12 protein-coding genes, 1 tRNA gene, 3 rRNA genes and 1 other annotated feature are annotated in these 17,384 nt (G+C 53.3%); of the genes, 6 read left to right on the plus strand and 10 right to left on the minus strand.

The genetic code is table 11. The features are described from left to right. Window position 1: 1 nt before the first annotated feature. Both pssA and DG357_RS17245 read left to right on the plus strand, forming a co-directional pair. On the plus strand, window positions 2-1,357 hold the full coding sequence (pssA, locus tag DG357_RS17240; RefSeq protein ID WP_023331103.1) for a CDP-diacylglycerol--serine O-phosphatidyltransferase: 1,356 nt from the start codon (window positions 2-4) through the stop codon (window positions 1,355-1,357). Between the two features lie 45 nt (window positions 1,358-1,402). Next, the gene (locus tag DG357_RS17245) at window positions 1,403-1,726 is read left to right on the plus strand and encodes a YfiM family lipoprotein (RefSeq protein ID WP_045260160.1); all 324 of its coding nucleotides are present in this window, start codon (window positions 1,403-1,405) and stop codon (window positions 1,724-1,726) included. Here DG357_RS17245 and DG357_RS17250 read toward each other — a convergent pair. The 9 genes from DG357_RS17250 to rluD form a co-directional block, all read right to left on the minus strand. Beyond that, window positions 1,723-3,030: an MFS transporter gene (locus tag DG357_RS17250; RefSeq protein ID WP_060572553.1), complete on the minus strand. Its 1,308-nt coding sequence runs from the start codon at window positions 3,028-3,030 to the stop codon at window positions 1,723-1,725. The genes DG357_RS17245 and DG357_RS17250 overlap by 4 nt on opposite strands. Before the next feature lie 151 nt (window positions 3,031-3,181). Next, on the minus strand, window positions 3,182-3,634 hold the full coding sequence (locus DG357_RS17255; RefSeq protein ID WP_045260159.1) for a DUF4385 domain-containing protein: 453 nt from the start codon (window positions 3,632-3,634) through the stop codon (window positions 3,182-3,184). Between the two features lie 127 nt (window positions 3,635-3,761). Further along, window positions 3,762-3,877 (minus strand): 5S ribosomal RNA (rrf, locus tag DG357_RS17260). Between the two features lie 67 nt (window positions 3,878-3,944). Continuing rightward, window positions 3,945-6,848 (minus strand): 23S ribosomal RNA (locus DG357_RS17265). A gap of 184 nt (window positions 6,849-7,032) precedes the next feature. Beyond that, window positions 7,033-7,108, minus strand: a tRNA-Glu gene (locus tag DG357_RS17270). Window positions 7,109-7,193: 85 nt separating this feature from the next. After that, window positions 7,194-8,733 (minus strand): 16S ribosomal RNA (locus DG357_RS17275). The 16S, 23S and 5S rRNA genes sit together here with 1 tRNA gene alongside, the layout of an rRNA operon. Window positions 8,734-9,159: 426 nt before the next feature. Further along, window positions 9,160-11,733, minus strand: coding sequence for an ATP-dependent chaperone ClpB (gene clpB, locus DG357_RS17280; RefSeq protein ID WP_041908644.1), 2,574 nt, complete (start codon window positions 11,731-11,733; stop codon window positions 9,160-9,162). A 129-nt stretch (window positions 11,734-11,862) separates the two neighbouring features. Further along, window positions 11,863-12,594: a purine nucleoside phosphorylase YfiH gene (gene yfiH, locus DG357_RS17285; protein WP_088204852.1), complete on the minus strand. Its 732-nt coding sequence runs from the start codon at window positions 12,592-12,594 to the stop codon at window positions 11,863-11,865. Next, window positions 12,591-13,571, minus strand: coding sequence for a 23S rRNA pseudouridine(1911/1915/1917) synthase RluD (rluD, locus tag DG357_RS17290; RefSeq protein WP_028014116.1), 981 nt, complete (start codon window positions 13,569-13,571; stop codon window positions 12,591-12,593). Before rluD ends, yfiH begins: the two co-directional genes overlap by 4 nt. 131 nt (window positions 13,572-13,702) lie before the next feature. On the opposite strand from rluD, the gene bamD reads away from it, so the two are divergent. The 4 genes from bamD (at window position 13,703) to pheA (ending at window position 16,470) form a co-directional block, all read left to right on the plus strand. Then, entirely contained in the window at window positions 13,703-14,440 is a 738-nt protein-coding gene (gene bamD / locus DG357_RS17295; protein WP_023308867.1) for an outer membrane protein assembly factor BamD, read from the plus strand. A 268-nt stretch (window positions 14,441-14,708) separates the two neighbouring features. After that, window positions 14,709-15,050, plus strand: coding sequence for a ribosome-associated translation inhibitor RaiA (raiA, locus tag DG357_RS17300; RefSeq protein ID WP_003863162.1), 342 nt, complete (start codon window positions 14,709-14,711; stop codon window positions 15,048-15,050). 103 nt (window positions 15,051-15,153) lie between these two features. Continuing rightward, window positions 15,154-15,279 (plus strand) — a sequence feature (Phe leader region). After that, window positions 15,155-15,202, plus strand: a complete 48-nt coding sequence (gene pheL, locus DG357_RS17305; RefSeq protein ID WP_100249759.1) for a pheA operon leader peptide PheL — start codon at window positions 15,155-15,157, stop codon at window positions 15,200-15,202. Its footprint overlaps the feature before it by 48 nt. 30 nt (window positions 15,280-15,309) lie before the next feature. Beyond that, on the plus strand, window positions 15,310-16,470 hold the full coding sequence (gene pheA, locus DG357_RS17310; protein WP_028014117.1) for a bifunctional chorismate mutase/prephenate dehydratase: 1,161 nt from the start codon (window positions 15,310-15,312) through the stop codon (window positions 16,468-16,470). Here the strand turns inward: pheA and DG357_RS17315 are convergent. After that, window positions 16,467-17,339, minus strand: a complete 873-nt coding sequence (locus tag DG357_RS17315; RefSeq protein ID WP_047366678.1) for an SMP-30/gluconolactonase/LRE family protein — start codon at window positions 17,337-17,339, stop codon at window positions 16,467-16,469. The two genes, pheA and DG357_RS17315, sit on opposite strands and share 4 nt — an antisense overlap. Window positions 17,340-17,384: the final 45 nt, after the last annotated feature.

The raw sequence follows: 17,384 nt of genomic DNA on the forward strand, positions 1-17,384 counted from the left end.
GATGTTGTCAAAATTTAAGCGTAATAAACATCAACAACACCTTGCTCAACTACCGAAGATTTCTCAGTCAGTTGATGATGTAGAGTTCTTTTACGCTCCCGCTCATTTTCGGGAGACGCTTCTGGAAAAGATTGCCAGTGCCACGCGACGCATTTGCATTGTGGCCCTGTATCTTGAACAAGATGAAGGCGGGCGCGCGATCCTGAACGCGCTCTATGAAGCCAAACGTCAGCGTCCGGAGCTGGATGTTCGCGTGCTGGTTGACTGGCATCGCGCCCAGCGTGGCCGTATTGGCGCGGCCGCTTCAAACACCAATGCAGACTGGTATTGCCGCACGGCGCAGGAAAATCCTGGCGTCGATGTACCTGTTTATGGCGTCCCGGTGAATACCCGCGAAGCGCTCGGCGTCCTTCATTTTAAAGGATTCATCATCGATGACAGCGTGCTTTACAGCGGCGCAAGCCTCAATGATGTCTACCTTCATCAGCTCGATAAATATCGCTACGACCGCTACCATCTGATCCGTAATCCTCAGATGGCCGATATCATGTTTAACTGGGTTGATAAAAACCTGGTACATGGCCGTGGCGTTAATCGCCTTGACGATCCCGAGCGCCCTAAGAGCCCGGAAATCAAAAACGATGTTCGCGCCTTCCGCCAGGAGCTGCGCGATGCTGTTTACCATTTTCAGGGCGACGCTAACAACGAAGAGTTATCCGTTACCCCGCTGGTTGGGCTTGGCAAATCAAGCCTGCTGAATAAAACGATCTTCCATCTGATGCCGTGCGCGGAGCAAAAGCTCACCATCTGTACGCCGTACTTTAACCTTCCTGCCGTGCTGGTGCGTAATATCATTCAGCTGCTGCGCGATGGTAAAAAAGTGGAAATTATCGTCGGGGATAAAACGGCGAACGACTTCTTCATTCCTGAAGATCAGCCGTTCAAAATCATCGGTGCGCTGCCTTATCTTTATGAAATTAACCTGCGCCGCTTCCTGAGCCGTTTACAGTATTACGTAAATACTGACCAGCTGGTTGTGCGTCTGTGGAAAGATGAAGACAATAGTTACCATCTGAAAGGTATGTGGGTCGACGATGAGTGGATGCTGCTGACCGGTAACAACCTGAACCCGCGCGCGTGGAGACTGGATCTGGAAAACGCGATCCTGATCCATGACCCGCAGCATGAGTTAGCCGCGCAGCGTGAGCGTGAACTGGAGTTGATTCGCACGCACACCACGGTGGTTAATCATTACCGCGAGCTGCAGAGCATTGCCGATTATCCTGTGAAAGTTCGCAAGCTGATTCGCCGCTTGCGTCGTATCCGTATTGACCGACTTATCAGCCGAATTCTGTAATGTCCAGGCCCTGTTACCCGCAGGGCTTTTTTATGGAGCCCGTTGATGCGTATTCCTCTGTTACTGAGCGCTTTCTTTCTGACTGGCTGCAGTCATATGGCCAATGATAGCTGGTCCGGTCAGGACAAAGCACAACACTTCCTCGCTTCCGCTATGCTGTCTGCAGCCGGTAATGAGTACGCGCAGCATCAGGGATACAGCCGGGACCGTAGCGCGGCGATAGGGTTGATGTTCTCAGTGGGCCTTGGGGCATCAAAAGAACTATGGGATAGCCGCCCCGCAGGGAGCGGCTGGAGCTGGAAAGATTTCGCCTGGGACGTAGCCGGCGCAACAACCGGCTACGCCGTCTGGCAGATGGCACATTATTAAAGGCGGATACCTTTTCCTTTGCGATGCAGCATCAGCGAGACAATAAACGCCAGCGCTCCCATTACGGTGACATACCAGAAGAAGGTCGTTTCACTGCCCCACGACTTGAGCGATAGCGCGACATACTCTGCCGAACCGCCAAACAGGGCATTCGCTACCGCATAAGAGAGGCCAACACCCAGCGCCCTCACCTGTGCGGGAAACATTTCCGCTTTCAAAATGCCACTTATTGCCGTGTAAAAACTGATAATAATGAGTGCCACCATGATCAGCGCGAAAGCGGCATACGGCGACGTTGTCTGCTGTAGCGCAGTCAAAAGCGGAACGGTACCCAGGGTGAGCATGCCGCCAAAGATCAGCATGGAGGTGCGGCGACCTATTTTGTCCGACAGCGCGCCGACAATCGGCTGGATAAGCATAAAGACGAGTAACGCCACCGTCATGACGACGCTCGCAACGTTTGCATGCATGCCCGTGGTGTTAACCAGATATTTTTGCATGTAGGTGGTAAAGGTATAGAAACTTAGCGAGCCCGCGGCGGTAAAACCTAACACCATCAAAAATGCTTTGCGGTTTCGCCAGAGCCCCTTCATCGAGCCCGCCTCTTTCAGCGCCCTGACCTCCTGTTGAGAGGTTTCATCAAGCTGACGGCGTAGCCACAGGGCGACAACCGCCAGGGCAGCGCCCATAGCAAACGGGATGCGCCAGCCCCAGGCGTGCAAATCTTCATCGCTAAGGATTTGTTGCAGGATCACCACAACCAGTAACGCCAGCAGCTGTCCGCCAATGAGGGTCACATACTGGAATGATGCATAGAAGCCTTTTCGGCCTTCAACCGCCACTTCGCTCATGTATGTCGCACTGGTGCCGTATTCCCCACCGACCGACAGCCCCTGGAACAGACGTGCCAGCAGCAGCAACGCGGGTGCCCATGTTCCGATAGTGTCATATCCGGGCAGGCAGGCAATCACCAGCGAGCCGACGCACATCATGCATACGGAGATGAGCATGGAGGTCTTGCGCCCTTTTCTGTCTGCGATCCTGCCGAACAGCCATCCACCGATAGGGCGCATCAGGAACCCGGCGGCAAAAACGCCTGCGGTTTGCAGAAGCTGAGTGGTGGTATTCCCGGACGGGAAAAAGATATGCGCAAAGTAGAGTGAACAGAATGAATAGACGTAAAAGTCAAACCACTCTACGAGGTTCCCCGAGGAGGCCCCAACGATTGCCCAAACCCGACGACGGCTATCCTTACCTGCCAAATTGGTGTTATCCGTATCTGCACTGGCTACGGTTTCTGTCATTTTAAAATCCCCTGTCTCACATTGCGGGCCATTGCCCACAAACAGTAAAACCGGATTTAAAACGAATCGTTAGGTAAATAAAATGTTTCTAATATGTTTCATTACGTTTTGTGAACTCGATCAGGTCTCGAATTATTAGCGGACGTAGTAATTATCCCCACTTCTGCTGATGCGCCTTTTTTCGCTGCAAATAATCTTCATCTGCACGAATTTTATCCCACCACTTTTTGAAGACCGCGGCGGCTTCGGCTTTTACGGGATCGCAATCCAGCGGTTTTACCTGGCGCTTCTCATCGTACTTTTTACCGCCTTTATGATTGGCGTATCGCCTGGCGCGCGTATAGCCCATCTGAATGAATTTACGCGCCATATCCATACCCACAAAGTCGTTTTGCTGACGATATTCTTCAAACAGGGCGTAAATTTCTTTTGCCGATCGCGCTGCAACTTCAGCATCTTTGTATCGCCAGTGCGGAAGGATCTCGCTTTTGTAAGGTTCCACCATGAGCACACCCTGCTCTCCCCGCCCCACCTGATACAGCTCTGCATGGTCACGGAAATTAATGTTGGCAAAATCTTGTTGGTAATTAAAGGGACGTGTCAAAGCGGCACCATTGTTAAAATCGTTTTAACAATTGTAGGCACGGTCAGGCGGTGCCGCCACCCGGTATTTTCCGGCGCACAAAGCAAAAAACCCCGTACCTTACGGTACGGGGTTCTTCTTAATTGATGCCTGGCAGTTCCCTACTCTCACATGGGGAGACCCCACACTACCATCGGCGCTACGGCGTTTCACTTCTGAGTTCGGCATGGGGTCAGGTGGGACCACCGCGCTAAAGCCGCCAGGCAAATTCTGTTAATCTGTATCAGGCTGAAAATCGTCTCTCTCACCGCCAAAACAGCTTCGGCGTTGTAAGGTTAAGCCTCACGGTTCATTAGTACCGGTTAGCTCAACGCATCGCTGCGCTTACACACCCGGCCTATCAACGTCGTCGTCTTCAACGTTCCTTCAGGAGACTTAAAGTCTCAGGGAGAACTCATCTCGGGGCAAGTTTCGTGCTTAGATGCTTTCAGCACTTATCTCTTCCGCATTTAGCTACCGGGCAGTGCCATTGGCATGACAACCCGAACACCAGTGATGCGTCCACTCCGGTCCTCTCGTACTAGGAGCAGCCCCCCTCAATTCTCCAGCGCCCACGGCAGATAGGGACCGAACTGTCTCACGACGTTCTAAACCCAGCTCGCGTACCACTTTAAATGGCGAACAGCCATACCCTTGGGACCTACTTCAGCCCCAGGATGTGATGAGCCGACATCGAGGTGCCAAACACCGCCGTCGATATGAACTCTTGGGCGGTATCAGCCTGTTATCCCCGGAGTACCTTTTATCCGTTGAGCGATGGCCCTTCCATTCAGAACCACCGGATCACTATGACCTGCTTTCGCACCTGCTCGAGCCGTCACTCTCGCAGTCAAGCTAGCTTATGCCATTGCACTAACCTCCTGATGTCCGACCAGGATTAGCTAACCTTCGTGCTCCTCCGTTACTCTTTGGGAGGAGACCGCCCCAGTCAAACTACCCACCAGACACTGTCCGCAACCCGGATCACGGGTCTACGTTAGAACACCAGCCATTAAAGGGTGGTATTTCAAGGACGGCTCCACGCAGACTGGCGTCCACGCTTCAAAGCCTCCCACCTATCCTACACATCAAGGACCAGTGTTCAGTGTCAAGCTATAGTAAAGGTTCACGGGGTCTTTCCGTCTTGCCGCGGGTACACTGCATCTTCACAGCGAGTTCAATTTCACTGAGTCTCGGGTGGAGACAGCCTGGCCATCATTACGCCATTCGTGCAGGTCGGAACTTACCCGACAAGGAATTTCGCTACCTTAGGACCGTTATAGTTACGGCCGCCGTTTACCGGGGCTTCGATCAAGAGCTTCGCGTTGCCGCTAACCCCATCAATTAACCTTCCGGCACCGGGCAGGCGTCACACCGTATACGTCCACTTTCGTGTTTGCACAGTGCTGTGTTTTTAATAAACAGTTGCAGCCAGCTGGTATCTTCGACTGATTTCAGCTCCGCCCGCAGGGGCTTCACCTACATATCAGCGTGCCTTCTCCCGAAGTTACGGCACCATTTTGCCTAGTTCCTTCACCCGAGTTCTCTCAAGCGCCTTGGTATTCTCTACCTGACCACCTGTGTCGGTTTGGGGTACGATTTGATGTTACCTGATGCTTAGAGGCTTTTCCTGGAAGCAGGGCATTTATCACTTCAGCACCGTAGTGCCTCGTCATCACGCCTCAGTGTTAAAGTGAACCGGATTTGCCTGGAACACACACCTACACGCTTAAACCGGGACAACCGTCGCCCGGCTGACATAGCCTTCTCCGTCCCCCCTTCGCAGTAACACCAAGTACAGGAATATTAACCTGTTTCCCATCGACTACGCCTTTCGGCCTCGCCTTAGGGGTCGACTCACCCTGCCCCGATTAACGTTGGACAGGAACCCTTGGTCTTCCGGCGAGCGGGCTTTTCACCCGCTTTATCGTTACTTATGTCAGCATTCGCACTTCTGATACCTCCAGCATGCCTCACAGCACACCTTCGACGGCTTACAGAACGCTCCCCTACCCAACAACGCATAAGCGTCGCTGCCGCAGCTTCGGTGCATGGTTTAGCCCCGTTACATCTTCCGCGCAGGCCGACTCGACCAGTGAGCTATTACGCTTTCTTTAAATGATGGCTGCTTCTAAGCCAACATCCTGGCTGTCTGTGCCTTCCCACATCGTTTCCCACTTAACCATGACTTTGGGACCTTAGCTGGCGGTCTGGGTTGTTTCCCTCTTCACGACGGACGTTAGCACCCGCCGTGTGTCTCCCGTGATAACATTCTTCGGTATTCGTAGTTTGCATCGGGTTGGTAAGCCGGGATGGCCCCCTAGCCGAAACAGTGCTCTACCCCCGAAGATGAGTTCACGAGGCGCTACCTAAATAGCTTTCGGGGAGAACCAGCTATCTCCCGGTTTGATTGGCCTTTCACCCCCAGCCACAGGTCATCCGCTAATTTTTCAACATTAGTCGGTTCGGTCCTCCAGTTAGTGTTACCCAACCTTCAACCTGCCCATGGCTAGATCACCGGGTTTCGGGTCTATACCCTGCAACTTAACGCCCAGTTAAGACTCGGTTTCCCTGCGGCTCCCCTATACGGTTAACCTTGCTACAGAATATAAGTCGCTGACCCATTATACAAAAGGTACGCAGTCACACCCGAAGGTGCTCCCACTGCTTGTACGTACACGGTTTCAGGTTCTTTTTCACTCCCCTCGCCGGGGTTCTTTTCGCCTTTCCCTCACGGTACTGGTTCACTATCGGTCAGTCAGGAGTATTTAGCCTTGGAGGATGGTCCCCCCATATTCAGACAGGATACCACGTGTCCCGCCCTACTCTTCGAGTTCACAACCTGTGCATTTTCGTGTACGGGACTGTCACCCTGTACCGTGCGACTTTCCAGACGCTTCCACTAACACACAAGCTGATTCAGACTCCGGGCTGCTCCCCGTTCGCTCGCCGCTACTGGGGGAATCTCGGTTGATTTCTTTTCCTCGGGGTACTTAGATGTTTCAGTTCCCCCGGTTCGCCTCGTTAACCTATGTATTCAGTTAACGATAGTGTGACGGATCACACTGGGTTTCCCCATTCGGACATCGACGGGTCAAAGGTTCATATCACCTCGCCGTCGCTTTTCGCAGATTAGCACGTCCTTCATCGCCTCTGACTGCCAGGGCATCCACCGTGTACGCTTAGTCGCTTAACCTCACAACCCGAAGATGTTTCACTTCATGATTGCGAAAATTTGAGAGACTCGAACACACCATTAAAGATGTGTCGTTTCAATTTTCAGCTTGATCCAGATTTTTAAAGAGCAAATATCTCAAACGTGACTCGCAAGTCAGTTTTGAGATATGACGGCAGGTGACTTTCACTCACGAACCAGCAAGTGGCGTCCCCTAGGGGATTCGAACCCCTGTTACCGCCGTGAAAGGGCGGTGTCCTGGGCCTCTAGACGAAGGGGACACTGAAGTCTCAATCGCAAGACGCCTTGCTGTTTACTTTTCATCAGACAATCTGTGTGAGCACTACAAAGGCAGGTTCTTTAAGGTAAGGAGGTGATCCAACCGCAGGTTCCCCTACGGTTACCTTGTTACGACTTCACCCCAGTCATGAATCACAAAGTGGTAAGCGCCCTCCCGAAGGTTAAGCTACCTACTTCTTTTGCAACCCACTCCCATGGTGTGACGGGCGGTGTGTACAAGGCCCGGGAACGTATTCACCGTGGCATTCTGATCCACGATTACTAGCGATTCCGACTTCATGGAGTCGAGTTGCAGACTCCAATCCGGACTACGACGCACTTTATGAGGTCCGCTTGCTCTCGCGAGGTCGCTTCTCTTTGTATGCGCCATTGTAGCACGTGTGTAGCCCTACTCGTAAGGGCCATGATGACTTGACGTCATCCCCACCTTCCTCCAGTTTATCACTGGCAGTCTCCTTTGAGTTCCCGGCCTAACCGCTGGCAACAAAGGATAAGGGTTGCGCTCGTTGCGGGACTTAACCCAACATTTCACAACACGAGCTGACGACAGCCATGCAGCACCTGTCTCAGAGTTCCCGAAGGCACCAAAGCATCTCTGCTAAGTTCTCTGGATGTCAAGAGTAGGTAAGGTTCTTCGCGTTGCATCGAATTAAACCACATGCTCCACCGCTTGTGCGGGCCCCCGTCAATTCATTTGAGTTTTAACCTTGCGGCCGTACTCCCCAGGCGGTCGACTTAACGCGTTAGCTCCGGAAGCCACGCCTCAAGGGCACAACCTCCAAGTCGACATCGTTTACGGCGTGGACTACCAGGGTATCTAATCCTGTTTGCTCCCCACGCTTTCGCACCTGAGCGTCAGTCTTTGTCCAGGGGGCCGCCTTCGCCACCGGTATTCCTCCAGATCTCTACGCATTTCACCGCTACACCTGGAATTCTACCCCCCTCTACAAGACTCTAGCCTGCCAGTTTCGAATGCAGTTCCCAGGTTGAGCCCGGGGATTTCACATCCGACTTGACAGACCGCCTGCGTGCGCTTTACGCCCAGTAATTCCGATTAACGCTTGCACCCTCCGTATTACCGCGGCTGCTGGCACGGAGTTAGCCGGTGCTTCTTCTGCGGGTAACGTCAATCGATGAGGTTATTAACCTCACCGCCTTCCTCCCCGCTGAAAGTACTTTACAACCCGAAGGCCTTCTTCATACACGCGGCATGGCTGCATCAGGCTTGCGCCCATTGTGCAATATTCCCCACTGCTGCCTCCCGTAGGAGTCTGGACCGTGTCTCAGTTCCAGTGTGGCTGGTCATCCTCTCAGACCAGCTAGGGATCGTCGCCTAGGTGAGCCGTTACCCCACCTACTAGCTAATCCCATCTGGGCACATCTGATGGCAAGAGGCCCGAAGGTCCCCCTCTTTGGTCTTGCGACGTTATGCGGTATTAGCTACCGTTTCCAGTAGTTATCCCCCTCCATCAGGCAGTTTCCCAGACATTACTCACCCGTCCGCCACTCGTCACCCGAGAGCAAGCTCTCTGTGCTACCGTTCGACTTGCATGTGTTAGGCCTGCCGCCAGCGTTCAATCTGAGCCATGATCAAACTCTTCAATTTAAGTTTGATGCTCGTGAATTAAACTTCGTAATGAATTACGCATGTTCACTCAGAGACTTGGTATTCATTTTTCGTCTTGCGACGTTAAGAATCCATGTCACTTTGAGTGCCCACACAGATTGTCTGATAAATTGTTAAAGAGCAGTGCCGCTACGTTTTCGCTGCGGCGCGGGGTGTGCATATTACGCTTTCCCGCTTCAGAGTCAAGCGTTTATTTCGCTTTTCTCTGCTGACCCGGCGGCGTGTGTGCCGTTGTTCCGTGTCAGTGGAGGCGCATTATAGGGAGTAATTCCGAAGCTGCAAGGATAAAGTGAAAATTATTTACTGACTGCTCACTTTCCAGGCAAAACGCATCCCAGACCTCAATTTTCGCCTGGTTTTTAAACAAAAACGAGCCGCAAGCGGCTCGTTTTTGCGTTTTGTGACTTACTGCACTGCCACAATACGATCGTCGTTGGCTTCCAGACGGATAACTTTGCCCGGAATCAGTTCTCCGGAGAGGATCTGCTGCGCCAGCGGGTTTTCGATCTGCTGCTGAATAGCACGTTTCAGTGGACGCGCACCATAAACCGGATCGTAACCATTCTCGCTCAGCAGCTTCAGCGCATCGTCGGAGATGTGAATTTCATATCCACGCTCTTCCAGACGTTTGTACAGACGCTGCAGCTGGATCTGCGCAATCGACGCAATGTGTTTTTCACCCAGAGGGTGGAATACCACCACTTCGTCAATACGGTTAATGAACTCCGGACGGAAGTTATGGCTCACCACACCGAGCACCAGATCCTTCATATGGCTGTAGTCAAGTTCACCGAAACGTTCCTGAATCAAATCGGAACCCAGGTTCGAGGTCATGATGACGACCGTATTACGGAAATCGACCGTTCTCCCCTGCCCGTCCGTCAGACGACCATCATCCAGCACCTGAAGCAGGATGTTGAACACATCCGGATGCGCTTTTTCCACCTCATCCAGCAGGATGACGGAATAAGGACGCCGGCGCACCGCTTCGGTCAGGTAGCCGCCCTCTTCATAACCAACATATCCCGGAGGCGCACCGACCAGACGCGAGACGGAGTGTTTTTCCATAAACTCAGACATGTCGATACGCACCATCGCATCGTCGCTGTCGAACATAAAGTTTGCCAGCGCTTTACACAGTTCGGTTTTACCGACACCGGTCGGCCCCAGGAACAGGAACGAACCGATCGGGCGATTTGGATCGGAAAGCCCAGCACGGCTACGGCGAATAGCGTTGGAGACCGCTTCAACCGCCTCGTCCTGACCAATCACCCGCTGATGCAGATCCTGCTCCATACGCAGCAGCTTATCGCGTTCGCTTTCCATCATGCGCGCCACCGGAATACCGGTCCAGCGAGCGAGCACTTCGGCAATTTCGGCATCCGTCACTTTATTACGTAACAGACGCATGGTTTTGCCTTCAGACTGCGTGGCGATCTCAAGCTGTTTCTCCAGCTCAGGGATTTTGCCGTACTGTAGTTCAGACATACGTGCCAGGTCACCCACACGGCGAGCCTGCTCAATGGCAATTTTGGCCTGTTCGAGTTCCGCTTTAATGGTCTGCGTGCCAGAGAGGGAGGCTTTCTCGGCTTTCCACTCTTCTTCCAACTCAGAATACTGGCGCTCTTTATCGTCCAGCTCTTCATTGAGCATATCCAGGCGTTTCTTACTGGCTTCATCAGACTCTTTTTTCAGCGCCTGCTGTTCCAGCTTGAGCTGAATGATGCGGCGGTCGAGTCGGTCCAGTTCTTCCGGCTTCGAGTCAATCTGCATACGAATGCTCGACGCCGCTTCATCGATCAGGTCGATTGCTTTATCAGGCAACTGACGATCGGCGATATACCGATGCGAAAGCGTCGCCGCCGCAACGATGGCTGGGTCAGTAATCTGCACATGGTGGTGCAGTTCATAACGCTCTTTCAGACCACGCAGGATCGCGATGGTATCTTCAACGCTTGGCTCAGCAACAAACACTTTCTGGAAGCGACGTTCCAGAGCGGCATCTTTCTCAATGTACTGACGATACTCATCAAGCGTAGTGGCACCGACACAGTGAAGTTCACCACGCGCCAGCGCAGGTTTCAGCATGTTCCCGGCATCCATCGCGCCGTCGGCCTTACCAGCCCCCACCATGGTGTGCAGTTCGTCGATAAACAGAATGACGTTGCCTTCCTGTTTCGCCAGGTCGTTAAGCACGCCTTTCAAACGCTCTTCAAACTCACCGCGGTATTTCGCACCGGCCACCAGCGCGCCCATATCCAGCGCCAGTACGCGGCGGCCTTTCAACCCTTCCGGCACTTCACCGTTTACGATACGCTGCGCAAGCCCTTCAACGATGGCGGTTTTACCGACCCCCGGCTCACCAATCAGTACCGGGTTGTTTTTGGTACGACGCTGCAGTACTTGAATCGTACGGCGGATCTCTTCGTCACGGCCGATAACCGGGTCAAGTTTGCCCTGCTCGGCACGTTCGGTCAGATCGACCGTAAATTTCTTCAAAGCCTGACGTTGGTCTTCGGCTCCCTGATCGTTCACGCTTTCACCTCCGCGCATTTTCTCAATCGCCTGAGTCACATTGGCGGTGGTTGCACCGGCAGATTTCAGCAGGTCGGTCAAGGTACCGCGTGATTCAAGCGCCGCCAGAACAAAGAGCTCCGACGAAATAAAGTTGTCCCCACGTTTTTGCGCCAGCTTGTCGCAAAGGTTCAGCACGCGCACCAGATCCTGCGACGGTTGAACGTCGCCGCCGGTACCTTCTACCTGCGGTAAACGGCTCAGCGCCTGATCGATAGCGGTGCGTAACTGGCCAGCATTAATGCCAGCAGACGTTAATAAAGGACGTACCGATCCCCCTTCCTGATTCAGCAAGGCGCTCATTAAATGAAGAGGTTCGATGAATTGGTTGTCGTGCCCCAGTGCAAGGGACTGGGCATCGGCGAGAGCAAGCTGGAATTTATTAGTAAGACGATCCAGACGCATAACTCCTCCCATAACAGGTCAAATTTGCTACTGGAGATTAAATGAGGTCATCCCTCAATTATTCAAGGTTAATGACCTGAATTATGTGAAAAGAAAACGGCACGTGCCGGATCGTCTTGATTCTTTAGGTTATATCAGCCAAATGAAACTTGCCATACGACCCGTCGTCTTGTCGCGGCGATAGGAGAAAAAATCACCCTTTTCGGTGAACGTACAGCGATCGCCGCCGAAGATCTGCGATACGCCAATATTATTCAGACGCTGGCGGGCAAGCTGGTAAATATCCGCCAGATATTTTTCCCCGGCAGGCAGGAAGGCCTCAATGGCTTGCGGATCTTTTTCCATGAATGCTTCGCGAACCTCCGGCCCCACTTCAAAAGCACGAGGGCCAATCGCCGGACCTAGCCAGGCCATGATATTGGCGGGATCATCATTGAAGCAGGCGACGGTCTCTTCCAGCACGCCCTCGCATAAGCCACGCCAGCCCGCGTGCGCTGCTGCCACCTCCGTACCGGCACGGTTACAAAACAGAACCGGCAGACAATCGGCGGTCATTACGGCACAAACCGTACCCGGCGTATTACTGTAAGAAGCATCGGCGCGTTTGGAAGCGTAAGGTTCTCCCGTCAGCTTCAGTACCGCTTTGCCGTGAACCTGCTCCAGCCAAACCGGCTTCGACGGCAGATTTCCCGCAGCAAACAGACGCGTGCGGTTCTCTTCAACGTGTTCCAGGCTGTCGCCGCAGTGCGCGCCGAGGTTTAAAGACTCCCACGCGCCCTGGCTCACGCCGCCAATACGGGTCGAACTACAGGCGGCCACGCCTGCAGGCAGCGGCCACTCCGGGACAATCAGTTTGGTCATAACCAGTCCACTTGATCCTTATGTTCTTCGAAATCGGCACGCATGGCATCAATGAGTTCCACCATATCCTGCGGGATAGGCGCATGCCATTCCATCTGAATACCACTGATCGGGTGATAAAGACGCAGCATGGTCGCATGCAGCGCCTGACGATCGAATTTACGCAGTACGCTGATGAACTCATCCGACGCGCCTTTTGGCGGACGCGGACGACCGCCGTACACCTGATCCCCCACCAGCGGATGGGTAATGTGCGCCATGTGAACGCGGATCTGGTGAGTACGACCGGTTTCCAGGCGCAGGCGCAGGCGGGTATGAATACGGAAATGCTCCATAATGCGATAGTGCGTCACCGCCGGTTTACCCATCGGATGCACCGACATATGGGTACGTTTCGTCGGGTGACGGCTGATCGGCTCTTCTACCGTGCCGCCAGCGGTCATGTGTCCAATCGCCACCGCTTCATATTCGCGAGTAATCTCACGCAGCTGCAGCGACTCCACCAGACGGGTCTGAGCGGGAACGGTCTTCGCCACCACCATCAGACCGGTGGTGTCTTTATCCAGACGGTGAACGATGCCTGCACGTGGGACATCCGCAATCGGCGGATAATAATGAAGAAGTGCGTTAAGTACCGTACCGTCTGGATTCCCTGCGCCCGGATGAACAACCAGGTCGCGCGGCTTGTTGATCACCAGAATGTCATCATCTTCATAGACGATGTCCAATGGGATATCCTGCGGCTCGAAGCGGATTTCCTCTTCGATTTCAGCATTGATGGCAACAGCTTCCCCACCAAACACTTTCTCTTTTGGTTTGTCCCAGATCTTGCCGTTTACCAGCACGCGCTGGTCAAGGATCCATTCTTTTATACGTGAACGCGAATAATCAGGGAACAATTCGGCCAAAGCCTGATCTAAGCGTTGACCGAGCTGATTTTCGGAGACTGTTGCGGTGAGTTCTACTCGTTGTGCCATAAACTGCTTCTTTGTTTAACGTTGGGTTTTACGGCTTTGCCGTTTAATATAGTGTGCTATTGTAGCTGGTCTTAATCGGGAGCAGGAACAGAGTTTCTCCCGGACAAACATTTGAGGAAAGTCAAAACGTCATGACGCGCATGAAATATCTGGTGGCAGCGGCCACGTTGAGCCTGGCTTTGGTGGGCTGCTCCGGTTCGAATGAACAGGTCCCTGACAATCCGCCGAATGAAATCTATGCGACTGCACAACAAAAGTTGCAGGACGGTAACTGGAAACAGGCGATAACGCAACTGGAAGCGTTGGATAATCGCTATCCATTTGGTCCGTATTCGCAGCAGGTACAGTTAGATCTTATCTACGCCTACTACAAAAATGCCGATCTGCCGCTGGCTCAGGCAACTATCGATCGTTTCATGCGTCTGAACCCGACTCATCCTAACATCGACTACGTCATGTACATGCGCGGCCTGACCAACATGGCGCTGGACGACAGCGCCCTGCAGGGCTTCTTCGGCGTAGATCGCTCCGACCGTGACCCGCAGCATGCGCGCGACGCCTTCAATGACTTCTCCAAGCTGGTGCGCGGCTATCCAAACAGCCAGTACGTGACCGACGCGACCAAACGTCTGGTGTTCCTGAAAGATCGTCTGGCGAAATATGAGTACTCCGTTGCGGAATACTATACCCGCCGTGGCGCATGGGTTGCTGTGGTTAACCGCGTAGAAGGTATGCTGCGTGATTATCCGGATACTCAGGCTACGCGTGACGGCCTGAAGCTGATGGAAAATGCTTACCGTCAGATGCAGATGACAGCTCAGGCTGAAAAAGTGGCGAAAATCATCGCCGCGAACAGCAGCAACACGTGATATCGCTTCAATGCAAAACGGCAGCCCGAAGGCTGCCGTTTTTTTATTCAATTCAGACATCCGCTGAAGCGCTTTAGCCTCAACACATCCCGTCAACTATGACCGTAATTCGTACCTTCCACAAGGTAAATCTCATCTCTTCCTGCCCTGCCTCACAAAAAAGATTCCCTGACAAAAACCGACAAAATAACGTGATCTAAATCACACATTTTGACATTAGGTCGGGTATGCTGGAATCACCAAGACGGAAAGACAAGAGGTAAAATTTATGACAATGAACATTACCAGTAAACAAATGGAAATTACTCCGGCAATTCGCCAGCACGTCGCAGACCGTCTCGCCAAACTTGATAAATGGCAAACACATTTGATTAATCCACATATCATCCTGTCCAAGGAGCCCCAGGGTTTCATCGCTGACGCAACTATCAATACTCCAAACGGCCATCTGGTCGCCAGCGCAAAACATGAGGATATGTACACCGCTATTAACGATTTGATCAACAAGCTGGAACGGCAGCTCAATAAAGTGCAACACAAAGGTGAAGCCCGTCGCGCCGCAACGTCGGTGAAAGACGCCAGCTTCGCGGAAGAAGTTGAAGAAGAGTAATCCTTTAAATTGAGTGTACCGCCAACGCGCCTTCGGGCGCGTTTTTTATTGACAGGGTGAAAACAGTACGGGTACTTTAACGGTATCAATCACAGGATGACTTTATGAAACTTACGCCGTTCTTCTTCGCATTCTTTTTTACCTTCCCCTGAACGGGAGGCGTTTCGTCGTGTGATAAAGAATGCGAAGACGAACAACAAGGCCTCCCACACCGGGGGGCCTTTTTTATTGATAACGATAAAATGAGACAGGCAACACTATGACACCGGAAAACCCGTTACTGGATCTGCGAGTAAAAATCAGCGCGCTGGATGAAAAATTACTGGCGCTGCTGGCCGAACGTCGCGCCCTCGCCGTTGAAGTGGGCAAAGCCAAGCTGGACTCCCATCGCCCGGTGCGTGATATCGACCGCGAGCGCGATCTGCTGGAGCGTCTCATCCAGCTCGGTAAAGCGCATCACCTCGATGCCCATTACATCACCCGGCTGTTCCAGCTCATCATCGAAGATTCCGTTCTAACCCAGCAAGCGCTACTCCAGCAGCATCTCAATAAAACCAACCCACACTCGGCGCGCATCGCCTTCCTCGGGCCTAAAGGCTCCTACTCTCATCTGGCCGCACGCCAGTATGCCGCACGTCATTTTGAAGAGTTTATTGAGAGCGGCTGCGCAAAATTCGCCGATATTTTTAACCAGGTTGAGACCGGCCAGGCGGATTACGCCGTGGTGCCGATTGAAAACACCAGTTCCGGCGCCATTAACGACGTCTACGATTTACTGCAGCACACCAGCCTGTCGCTGGTCGGCGAGCTGACGATCCCTATCGATCACTGCGTGCTGGTCTCCGGTTCAACGGACCTGAACACGATCGAAACCGTGTACAGCCATCCGCAGCCTTTCCAGCAGTGTAGCCAGTTCCTGAACCGCTATCCGAACTGGAAAATTGAGTACACCGAAAGCACCTCGGCGGCAATGGAAAAAGTAGCGCAAGCTAACTCCCCAACCGTTGCTGCGCTCGGCAGCGAAGCGGGCGGCGCGCTGTATGGCTTACAGGTTCTGGAACGCAATCTTGCTAACCAGACGCAAAACATCACCCGCTTCGTGGTGCTGGCCCGCAAGGCAATCAACGTGTCAGACCAGGTGCCGGCGAAAACCACGCTGCTGATGGCGACCGGCCAGCAGGCGGGCGCGCTGGTAGAAGCCCTGCTGGTGCTGCGCAACCACAATTTGATCATGACCAGGCTGGAATCACGCCCAATCCACGGTAATCCATGGGAAGAGATGTTTTACCTCGATATCCAGGCCAACCTGGAATCTGCATCCATGCAGAAAGCCCTGCGCGAACTGGGTGAAATTACCCGTTCAATGAAAGTGCTGGGCTGCTATCCGAGCGAAAACGTCGTCCCGGTCGATCCAAGCTAGCATTCGATAAAACGGCTTTTCTTCATCCCTGCCACATTAACCGGCAGGGTGAAGACGGCTCCGGAAAGCGGATACTTCGCCACCTCCTCCGCATCCATATTTTCCCGCGTGGTGGTAATGAACAGCGTTTTCATATCATCGCCGCCAAAGCAGACCATCGTCGGGCAACGCACCGGCATGCGGTATTCTTCCAGTTGCTCCCCTTGTGGAGAAAAACGCGCGATACGCCAGCCGTCAAACTGCGCGCTCCAGTAGCAGCCTTCCACATCCATCGCCGCACCGTCCGGTATCCCCTCGCCCTCTTTAAACTGACGAAACACCTCACGCCTGCCGGGTTCACCCTGTTCATCAAGCGGGGTACGGAAGATCACACCGTTGGGCGTGTCTGAGGTAAACATCCACTGCTTATCCGGGCTAAACGCCAGGCCGTTGTGCCCGTGGATATCGCACTGGATCACCTTCGGCGTCAGGTCGTTGTCGATGCGCATCAGCAGCGCGCCGTTGTAATCTCCCGGCCCCCAGAACGTGCCCGCATAGAACCGGCCCTGATGGTCGGTGCCCCCATCATTAAAACGTGCGAGCTGCGGGTTTGAGGGGTTATCACACACCTTGCGGCGCAGCAGTCCGTGTTTATCGGTTAGCCAGATGCCCGTGCGCATCGCAACGATAAAACCACCCTGCTCGCGCAGCGCGAAACAGCCGACCTCCTCGTGGAAAGAGAGCACGGTATGTTCCGCCGTCGGCAGGTGGTAGCGGTGGATCTCCCCTTCCAGAATATCCGCCCAGTAAAGCGCATTTTCTTCTGCGCTCCACGTCGGGCATTCGGGCAGATGCCCGGTGTAGTTCAACAGCAGCTGCGGTTCAGCCATGACAGTTCCCCAAAATGAAAAAAGCCAGCATTGCTGGCTTTCAGT

This window comes from Enterobacter bugandensis, from assembly GCF_900324475.1.
GTDB classification, from domain to species: domain Bacteria; phylum Pseudomonadota; class Gammaproteobacteria; order Enterobacterales; family Enterobacteriaceae; genus Enterobacter; species Enterobacter bugandensis.

Coding starts and splice junctions, on each gene's coding strand:
- DG357_RS17315 (WP_047366678.1), bottom strand. CDS start 17,339: ATGGCTGAACCGCAGCTGCTGTTGAACTACACCGGGCATCTGCCCGAA.
- yfiH (WP_088204852.1), bottom strand. CDS start 12,594: ATGACCAAACTGATTGTCCCGGAGTGGCCGCTGCCTGCAGGCGTGGCC.
- DG357_RS17250 (WP_060572553.1), bottom strand. CDS start 3,030: ATGACAGAAACCGTAGCCAGTGCAGATACGGATAACACCAATTTGGCA.
- DG357_RS17245 (WP_045260160.1), top strand. CDS start 1,403: ATGCGTATTCCTCTGTTACTGAGCGCTTTCTTTCTGACTGGCTGCAGT.
- clpB (WP_041908644.1), bottom strand. CDS start 11,733: ATGCGTCTGGATCGTCTTACTAATAAATTCCAGCTTGCTCTCGCCGAT.
- pheA (WP_028014117.1), top strand. CDS start 15,310: ATGACACCGGAAAACCCGTTACTGGATCTGCGAGTAAAAATCAGCGCG.
- pssA (WP_023331103.1), top strand. CDS start 2: ATGTTGTCAAAATTTAAGCGTAATAAACATCAACAACACCTTGCTCAA.
- raiA (WP_003863162.1), top strand. CDS start 14,709: ATGACAATGAACATTACCAGTAAACAAATGGAAATTACTCCGGCAATT.
- rluD (WP_028014116.1), bottom strand. CDS start 13,571: ATGGCACAACGAGTAGAACTCACCGCAACAGTCTCCGAAAATCAGCTC.
- bamD (WP_023308867.1), top strand. CDS start 13,703: ATGACGCGCATGAAATATCTGGTGGCAGCGGCCACGTTGAGCCTGGCT.